The sequence below is a fragment of the Maribacter arcticus genome, from assembly GCF_900167935.1.
Taxonomy (GTDB): domain Bacteria; phylum Bacteroidota; class Bacteroidia; order Flavobacteriales; family Flavobacteriaceae; genus Maribacter; species Maribacter arcticus.
This window is the reverse complement of sequence record NZ_FUYL01000014.1, coordinates 103,770-112,214: the sequence shown is the minus strand read 5'-3', so window position 1 is coordinate 112,214 and position 8,445 is coordinate 103,770. Positions and strand designations below refer to the sequence as shown.

General features: G+C 35.9%; 5 protein-coding genes. All 5 read right to left on the bottom strand.

Annotation, left to right across the window (positions count from 1 at the left end; genetic code table 11):
• Nucleotides 1-488: hypothetical protein (locus B5X55_RS18440; RefSeq protein ID WP_143814542.1), on the bottom strand; the 488-nt coding region annotated here is incomplete at its 3' end.
• Between the two features lie 414 nt (nucleotides 489-902).
• Nucleotides 903-4,640 carry a beta strand repeat-containing protein gene (locus B5X55_RS18435; protein ID WP_079514659.1) on the bottom strand — a complete coding sequence of 1,246 codons (3,738 nt, stop codon included), beginning with the start codon at nucleotides 4,638-4,640 and terminating at the stop codon, nucleotides 903-905.
• A 333-nt stretch (nucleotides 4,641-4,973) separates the two neighbouring features.
• Entirely contained in the window at nucleotides 4,974-6,914 is a 1,941-nt protein-coding gene (locus B5X55_RS18430) for an OmpA family protein (RefSeq protein WP_079514657.1), read from the bottom strand.
• A 15-nt stretch (nucleotides 6,915-6,929) separates the two neighbouring features.
• Nucleotides 6,930-7,883: a PorP/SprF family type IX secretion system membrane protein gene (locus B5X55_RS18425; protein ID WP_079514655.1), complete on the bottom strand. Its 954-nt coding sequence runs from the start codon at nucleotides 7,881-7,883 to the stop codon at nucleotides 6,930-6,932.
• 13 nt (nucleotides 7,884-7,896) lie between these two features.
• The coding region (locus B5X55_RS18420; protein WP_200811639.1) for a T9SS type B sorting domain-containing protein at nucleotides 7,897-8,445 on the bottom strand (549 nt) is incomplete at its 5' end.

The window sequence follows — 8,445 nt, the reverse complement described above, 5'->3', positions numbered from 1 at the left end:
GTTTCAACGCCGTCTTCATCGGTATATGTGAACGTACCATCCGTATTCGCTACTACAGTCGTTAATGCTTCTACCAGTTTCAAACTCGATAAATCTGCCGTAACTACATTCCCGTTTTCAATTTCTAATGATAAAATATTTGTAGAGGCATCAAAAGTGAAATTTTGCAATTGCTGGTCATCAGTAGATGTCAGTTCCCAAGTGGCTCCATTCCAATAATAAATAGTTCCTGTAGCTGTATTCACATACAGATCTCCCAAATCGGCACCTGCCGGAGTTGTAACCCCTGGTGCAGAAACATCGGTTCCTTGGAGTACCTCACAATTACATTGGTCTTCTAAGGTCACAGTTGTTTGTGCCATAGTGATACCTGATATAAGTAATGTAAATAATACCATTATAAATTTAATGGTATTACCTAGGGTTGTAGTAGTTTGACTCTTCATACTTTTAATATTCAATTTCACCTTCAAAAATTCTTTGGTCATATAGGTTTTTCAAGTTGTGGTTTCCAGATTGTTCCAATTATTATTAAACAAGACGGACCACTGGTAATCACAATACACAAATATTGGTTATAAGTCGTGCACATTAAAATAAATGTTGTGTAGAGAGATATTTAGACAGTATACGTAGATAAACATGAGGTATGGGTCTTTATTTTTTCTTTTAAAATATATGTTGTTTATCGACAATGCACTGTCATTTCTGCACTTATGAGCGCTCTTACAATTAATCATTTTTCATTATTTAACTTCAAAAGTTAATCTGAAAAGTTTAAAAATCCTCTCTCTTTTAGATAAAATTAAGTTATTATCTAGCCTTTAAAATGGGTAGATTAATTATAAAATTATTGTGATTTTATTTATGAGAATTGAAAGTTCAATACCCTAAAACAAAAATTAGTTTGATTTAATTCGGTAGGTAATTCGTCTATTTGTAATTACTGTATAGTTTTTAATTGTACTGGAAGGTGAAAATTCAGAGGTAGAATTAGACAATGTTGCGGTAGATGTTAATAAACTACCAACTACCACCCCTGGTGGTGTTGGAATAACAAATTTATATTTATTGGTATTATCAGTATTGCCATCTAAATCTGTATAAAGTGCCGTATCTGAAAATAAATCGGCACCACTACCCTCAACAACAGTCCCAATATACGTATGCCCTTCACCATAATCTGTAGATAATCCTAATTGATTATCTCCTACTACGGCAGTACCCTGATTTATATCGGTTAAAAATAATTCAATTATTATACCTGGTCTCGACCAACCTTCAATAACTAAGTTTGATCCTGAAGAATAGACTACTGAAATAATTGGAAAATTTAGTAAATCGTTAGGGCCACTATCTACATCTCCGTTATCGTTAAGGGTAACACCGTCACCATTTTTTCTTGATTTATCTAGATCTATACCCAATGAAGGTACCCTCACGCCATTCCTATAAATACTGTTTTGGGAGATTAATATTCCAGAAACATTCTCCGCAACAACAACGCCCTCTCCTTGATTGCTATCTATTATATTTTTGAAAATAGTCGCATTGGCAGACTTTAGTCGAATACCGGAATCATCGAAAACACCGCCACTACAAGCGACAAGACTTATTCCATTTCCAGAAATCGTATTTTCGGTTATTAAAAGACCCGCCGCATACGTGTCAGCTTCAATGCCAACTCCCGCAGCCTGATTAATCAGGTTATTTCTAATGATTATACCAGAACCATTTGTAACTAATATATTGTCGGCACAGTTATCAATTCCGTTTTGATAAAAATGATTATTTTCCACAGTTGTGGCTGTGCCACCAGCTATTCGCATTCCTGCGATATTTGATCCGTTAAAATAATTTCTTGCTATTGTTCCGGTACCTCCTTGCATATCAATTCCGTATTGGATAGCACCTGCTTTAACACCTAATGCATTTACACCTAAAATATTTTCATAGACAAATGCCGATCCGGAATTGATTCGAATACCTGCCTTGTCATTTGCATATACTGATAGGTTACGTATAGTGGTCGTACTGGCATTAATCTGAAAGACATCACCAAGATCACGGTGCACATGAATCTCCGGCCGATCAAAATTCGGAAGTAATGTGGCTGAAATTCCCACAGCTGTACCGCCTGAACCTAATGTACCCATATTGGTATTGCCAGAATAAGCCGTTTGAGTTCTACCATCAATACTCGTATTTGCATCTGTAATATTGCTTAGTGTACCTGTGACAAAAATATTGAAATAACCACTTGTATAGTTGGCATCTGCAGTCCTGCCTAATGGATCACCCGTTGAGGGTATCATAAATATGGAGGTATCTACACCAGCGGCTGGATCAAAAATTCCGTTTGTAACAATATCCAAACCAGTATTTTCCAAATTATTGGAATTGACTATAAATTTTTCTAAGGACCCTTGTCCTGAGCTATTGGTATTGACTATTGTGTTGAAGTTAAAGCCAAAGTCAAGACCTACTACTCCTTCACTGGTTATAGTAACCGTCGATAGTGACTGAGCATTTGTAATTGTGCCGGCAGCTGGATCCGTACCTGCTGGATTAGCACCTCCTACGCGATTTGTTATATTTGTAAATCCACCAACGGTGGCATAATTTCTTCTAAAAGTTTGAACTGGTAAACATGTGGTACAAGCTGCCCCGCCGGTTCTATTTGATTTTACTGTGCTATTTACAACACGAACCCTGTAATTACCATTGGCCATCCCTCCAATAGTATAGCTACCATTTGGTTTTGTTGCAGATGTTTTTACTAAGGCATTCAATGCGTTATATAATTCGACGGTTGTAGCTGCAGTCCCAACGCCACTTGATGCCGCCAAGCTTCTACCAGCTCCTCCTCCATAATTCATATCCTCGAAAACAGTTCCAGTAATTAAATTAGAAGGTACTTTTAATAGTACCGAATTAACAATGACATAATCCTGACCAGATTGAACTGTTGTACTAACCGTAGTTTCTCCCGGACTTATATAAGGCGAAATATTATAAGTATCTAAATCTAAACCATAAGGGTTAGTCTGATTAATAGCCGGACTTACGGTATTGTCAAATATAGTTGAGTTGAATGGGTTATTTACTGTAATGCCATTATTGTCTCCATCGCCTGTCAGCGCATAAGTGCCCGTACCAGAAGTAACCGTCAACAATTCATTATTACTTAAAGTTTGATCTCCTTCCCATGATAGCACTGTTGTTTTTGCCCCACTTGCTCCAATGGCAAAAAAGCCCCCCAAGGTATAGGTAGAGGAGGAATTACTCTCCCCACTAAAGCCATCATATAAATTGATGGTAACGGCTGGCATCGTCGCCAATTCATAAAAAATCATTAAGGCCCATCCGCCTAAAACTGTGGCTGAGGAACAATACGTGCTCGAGGTATCAATAGTGAGCCCAGTAAAGTCATATACATTGGTTGAAGGGTTTGGGATGGCCTGCACAAGGCTGGTTACATCGCTCATATAGCCATAAAACTGGCGACCAGAGCCGATATTCGACCCATATATCACGCTGGCCGTTACATTTTGGCCCTCAAAAGAAACCACATCATCGACATTTTGACTTGAATGCGCCCATTTTAAATAGGCTTTTCTAATGATTGCCCCTGCGGGTATAGGGGAAAGTAAAGTATTTGAAGAAGTAGTTGTAATTGCACATGCATTGGTATTGTTATCTTGAGTCCTTAAGGATCCGCCCGTAGTAGTGTAGTCAAAATAGCCACTAAATTCTTCAAAAAGAGTAAGTGGTACATTGTTTGGAATGGCTGGATCACTGTCGGTTATTGTGCCTGTACCACTTGAATTTGAAATATTAATTCCGTTAGTCCCACCGGATAAATTCACAAAAAAATTCTCAGTAATTTCTCCATAAGAATTATCAATAATAGGAATGCTTATAGTTTTGGTTTCCCCTATCGTTCCCACAAAACTTAAGGTTCCTGAGGTTGTGGTATAATCGCTTCCCGCTAGGGCTGTACCATTGGCAGTAGCAAAGTTTACATTAAAACCTCCTGAATTGTTTTTATCTAAGGTAACAGTGAAAATGGCATTACCTGCTTCTTCTGTCACTGTGACATTATTTATTGAAATTGTTGGGCCAAATGTAGCATTAAACAAAACATTATCTATTAAGATAGTATCCCCGTTTCCCCATCTGTTGTCCGTACCTGAAAAACGAATGGCGGAGTTTGCAGAAATTTGATTGACAGTAAGGGTATGCGATAAAGTACCCGTCGTATTAGTGTTAATAGTCCCTACTATTTGCCAAGAAGATGAACCTGAATTCCATAGCTCAATATAAAGTCCTTCCCCTCCTAATGATGTAGCGTCATAATCCATTGTAAGCGTAACGGCCGTGGCTGCTGAAAGGCTTAGCGTTCTACTAATGGTTCGACCATCTAGGTTGTTGAATCTTAATTTTCCACCAGTAATATCGATTCTTCCATTGGATGGACTGCCATCTTCGTTGTCGTTCCAATTTGCTGAAAAATTAGAAGTTCCGTTATTATTTGAATAGGAAACCGTATTGAAATTATCCAAATAGGTTTGTTGCCCATATATAAGTGACGAACAAACAACGATAAATAAAAGACTATATAGGTATTTTAATTTCATAGGTTTAGGCCAAAGATTTATGCGTTAGATCAAAATGATACGAATAGCATAAATCATTAGCTAAAATAAACATAGAGCTGAGTTAGCGCTAAAAATTGTTGTGAAGTAGAGTTATTACTAAGTGAATGAATAGAATACTGCTGTTTACCGTAAATACATTTACATACAAATCAATGCTTTGCAATGGTATTTCATCTATTAAGGTCTAAAAAATATAAGGGTTTCAGAGTGTTAAAAAAGTATTTCTAATGTAAATAACAAGTAATATGTCATCTTCCAAAACGAAAAAAGCAACCATATAATTGGTTGCTTTTTTAAATTTTAATTATGAGATTACTCTAAAATAATGAACTCTGACCTTCTATTTACGTTGTGTTTTTCAGCACTACATTTTACACCGTCGGCACATTCATTAAGTAGTTTGGTTTCACCAAAACCTTCATTAACTAGCCTGTCTGTTGAAATACCTTTTTTAATCATATAGTTCACTGTAGACTCAGCCCTTTTTTGCGAAAGCCAAAGATTATAAGCCGCTGGCCCTCTGCTATCTGTATGTGAATTAACCTTTAATTTAAGACTAGGATATTTCTCCATAGCAGCTATTACTTTTTCTATTTCAACCTCTGAATCTTTTCGAATATTGTACTTATCGAAATCGAAATATATAGTACTTAACTGAAGTAGCTTTGCCAAGTCATCTCCAAAACCTGCAGTAATACGGTCTCTTTCTAAGTAAAAATCTATAATTTTCGGTTTACCATCAGATACACCTATGTACTCTTCAAAAGGAATATAACCTTCCATTAAGGCCCTTACAAAATTACCTTTATTACAATCTAACTCTAAACTATAATTACCGTCAGAATCAGTAATTGTCGAGAAAAGTTCATCATTATTTTCATCAATTACTTTTATAGTTGCCCCTACCAAAACTTCATTTGTAATTTTGTCTCTTACCGTTCCTGTTACTTTTTGAATACAATCAAATTCTAGTGGTCTGGTCTCCGTAAAACTATAAATATCATCGTACCCTATACCTTCTTCTCTATTTGAAGCTACATAACCTGTTCTTAGTTCTTCATTAAAAATGAATGTAAAATCATCACTATTACTATTGACAGGTTGGCCAACATTCAACACTTTACCAGTAAAATCTTGTCGCTTTATTTTGGTTGCAAATACATCTAATCCTCCTAAACCGGGATGTCCATCTGAAGAAAAATATAAAATTTCCTCACTTGTTATATAAGGGAATGTTTCACGTGCTTCTGTATTAATATTTGGCCCTAAATTTTGTGGTGTTCCAAATGTGCGATCCTCATTTATAGCTACCATAAATAAATCTGAGGCACCAAATGTACCAGGCATATCTGAAACAAAATACAATGTCTTCTCATCTGGACTCAAAGCTGGGTTAGCCACTGAATAAGAATCACTATTGAAAGGAAGTTCTTCAACTTCGCCCCATAATCCTTCATCATTTAATTTTGCTCGTAATATTTTTAACCTAACAATTCCCTTATCATCTTTTACCGTTCTCCTCTTTTCAGAATTGTTTCGAGTAAAATATAAAGTTTGACCGTCTTTAGTAACTACTGAGGTTGATTCATGAAATCGGGTATTTACATTTTCATCTAATTTTTTTACGCTATTTAAAGAAGAACTATCTGCATTTACCTCATATAAGTCTAAAAAATCTTTGGCATTCCAAGTATGTCGATATTTGGCAAAATTACCGGTATCTCGATCTGAAGAAAATATTAAGCCCTCTTTATAGAATGAAGGAGCAAAATCTGAGTATGGTGAGTTGAATTCAAAAGGTCCAAGATTATACCTACCTGAATTCTCCTTAATTTCTGCCATAAAATCACGATCTTCAGCGAAGGCGTTTGCACGACCATCTCCTTTCGTAATTTCTTTGAACTTGGACATTATTAAACTCGAAGTATCATAATCACCCAAAGTTTTCAATGTCTGGGCATATTTAAAATAATCTTCAGCAGTAACTTCTTCTGTATATTCCACTACCAATCTCTTATATGTATCGGCAGCATCTTTATAATCCGCATTATAATAATACGAGTTACCTAATTTTCTTAGTAAGTCTGCAGACGCATAACCCTTATCTAATACCTTTTTATAAATATCAATTGCGGGACTAAATGAATATGCTTCAAATTTCTCATTTCCCTTCTCAATTAACCGTTCTTGAGCATAGGTTAATCCATGAAAGAAAAATAAGATTACTAAAATAAACTTTACGCTATGTTTCATATATAAGTTTGCCAATTAGAAAAAACGAGGTGATACCAATCTTTGAAAAGATTTAACCAATTCATATCTCAAGAGTACCTCAAATGATCCATCGTTAAATTGTGTTCCTCCTAAATCTGTAGTTTCTCTATCATAAGCCAAACCAATCATAAACTGATCAGAGATTTGAAAACCTGCCATTGCACTAACTGCAGCATCCCATCGGTAAGCTGCACCGAATGTAAACTGTTCATTGAACATAAAACTGGCAGACATATCTACTTGTAAAGGTGCACCACCAACTACTTTCGTCAATAATGCTGGTTTAAATTTTAAATTTCCGTTCAAATCAAACACATAGCCTGTAATTAAATAGAAGTTAATACGCTCTTTTGATAAGAATTGTACACTCCCAGCTTCCTGCTGAGAATTGTCAAAATGTTCTGTTTGTAAAAGATTTGGGGCTGAAAGACCGGCATAAAACCGTTCGGCATGATAATATAACCCAACTCCCACATTTGGTGAGAATCTATTTTCAATATTATCTGAATTTACTGGTTCAGAATCAAAATTACGCAACTTCGTAAAATCTAGATTTAATAGATTACCACCAGCTTTTAACCCGAATGATAATTTACCTTCAGCAGATACATCAATGGTATAAGAAATAACTGCATCAAAATAAGTTTCTTGCACAACTCCATCACCAATTTGATCATTCACTATAGAAACACCATAGCCTAATTTGCTATTTCTTATTGGAGATTGAATGTTTAAAGTTTGTGTTTTGGGGGCTCCTTCTAAACCAACCCATTGCGATCTATATAACGCTCCAATACTTAGTTGACCTCTTGATCCGGCATAAGCTGGATTGACACTCATGGTATTAAACATGTACTGTGTATATTGTGCATCTTGTTGTGCAACCACGGTTCCACAAACAAGCAATAAACCGCCTAGTAGAACTAAAACTTTATTTCTAATATTCATATTTTATAAACTATTACCTACTTATATACAGGTATTCACTATCTACTATTTTCTCACCTTCTAAAGTGGTGTAATCAAATATATAGAAATATATTCCAGCGGGAAGATAATCGTCAACACCTAAAGTCGACCTACCTCTTGACCTACCGTCAAATACATTATTTTGATTATTATAATTCTCACCTTCATAAACAGCTACTCCCCATCTGTTAAAGATTTTTAATGTACTGCTTCGAATCTTAGCTACTCCCCTAATAAATAAGAACTCATTTCTACCATCACCATTGGGTGTAACCATTTGATTGACTTCAATAACAAATTCATCTGGAGGCGTTGTAGGATTATCATTAGTTACAGTTATATCAATTGTTGCCGTATCGCAATTACCCATTGTATCACATACCGTATAATCGATACTGTCGCTTCCTTCGAAGCCGTCGTTCGGTGTATAGATTACCGTATCATCAGAAATATCGTCAGGTGTTCCACCATCATTAATCGCTATAATTCCGTTAGATGGTTCTGTCAATGTCAACGTACCATCGCTCGGGATTCCAAAATC

Bases quoted from the DNA above. Each gene is read 5' to 3' on its own strand.
- B5X55_RS18435 (WP_079514659.1), bottom strand. From the start codon at position 4,640: ATGAAATTAAAATACCTATATAGTCTTTTATTTATCGTTGTTTGTTCG.
- B5X55_RS18430 (WP_079514657.1), bottom strand. From the start codon at position 6,914: ATGAAACATAGCGTAAAGTTTATTTTAGTAATCTTATTTTTCTTTCAT.
- B5X55_RS18425 (WP_079514655.1), bottom strand. From the start codon at position 7,883: ATGAATATTAGAAATAAAGTTTTAGTTCTACTAGGCGGTTTATTGCTT.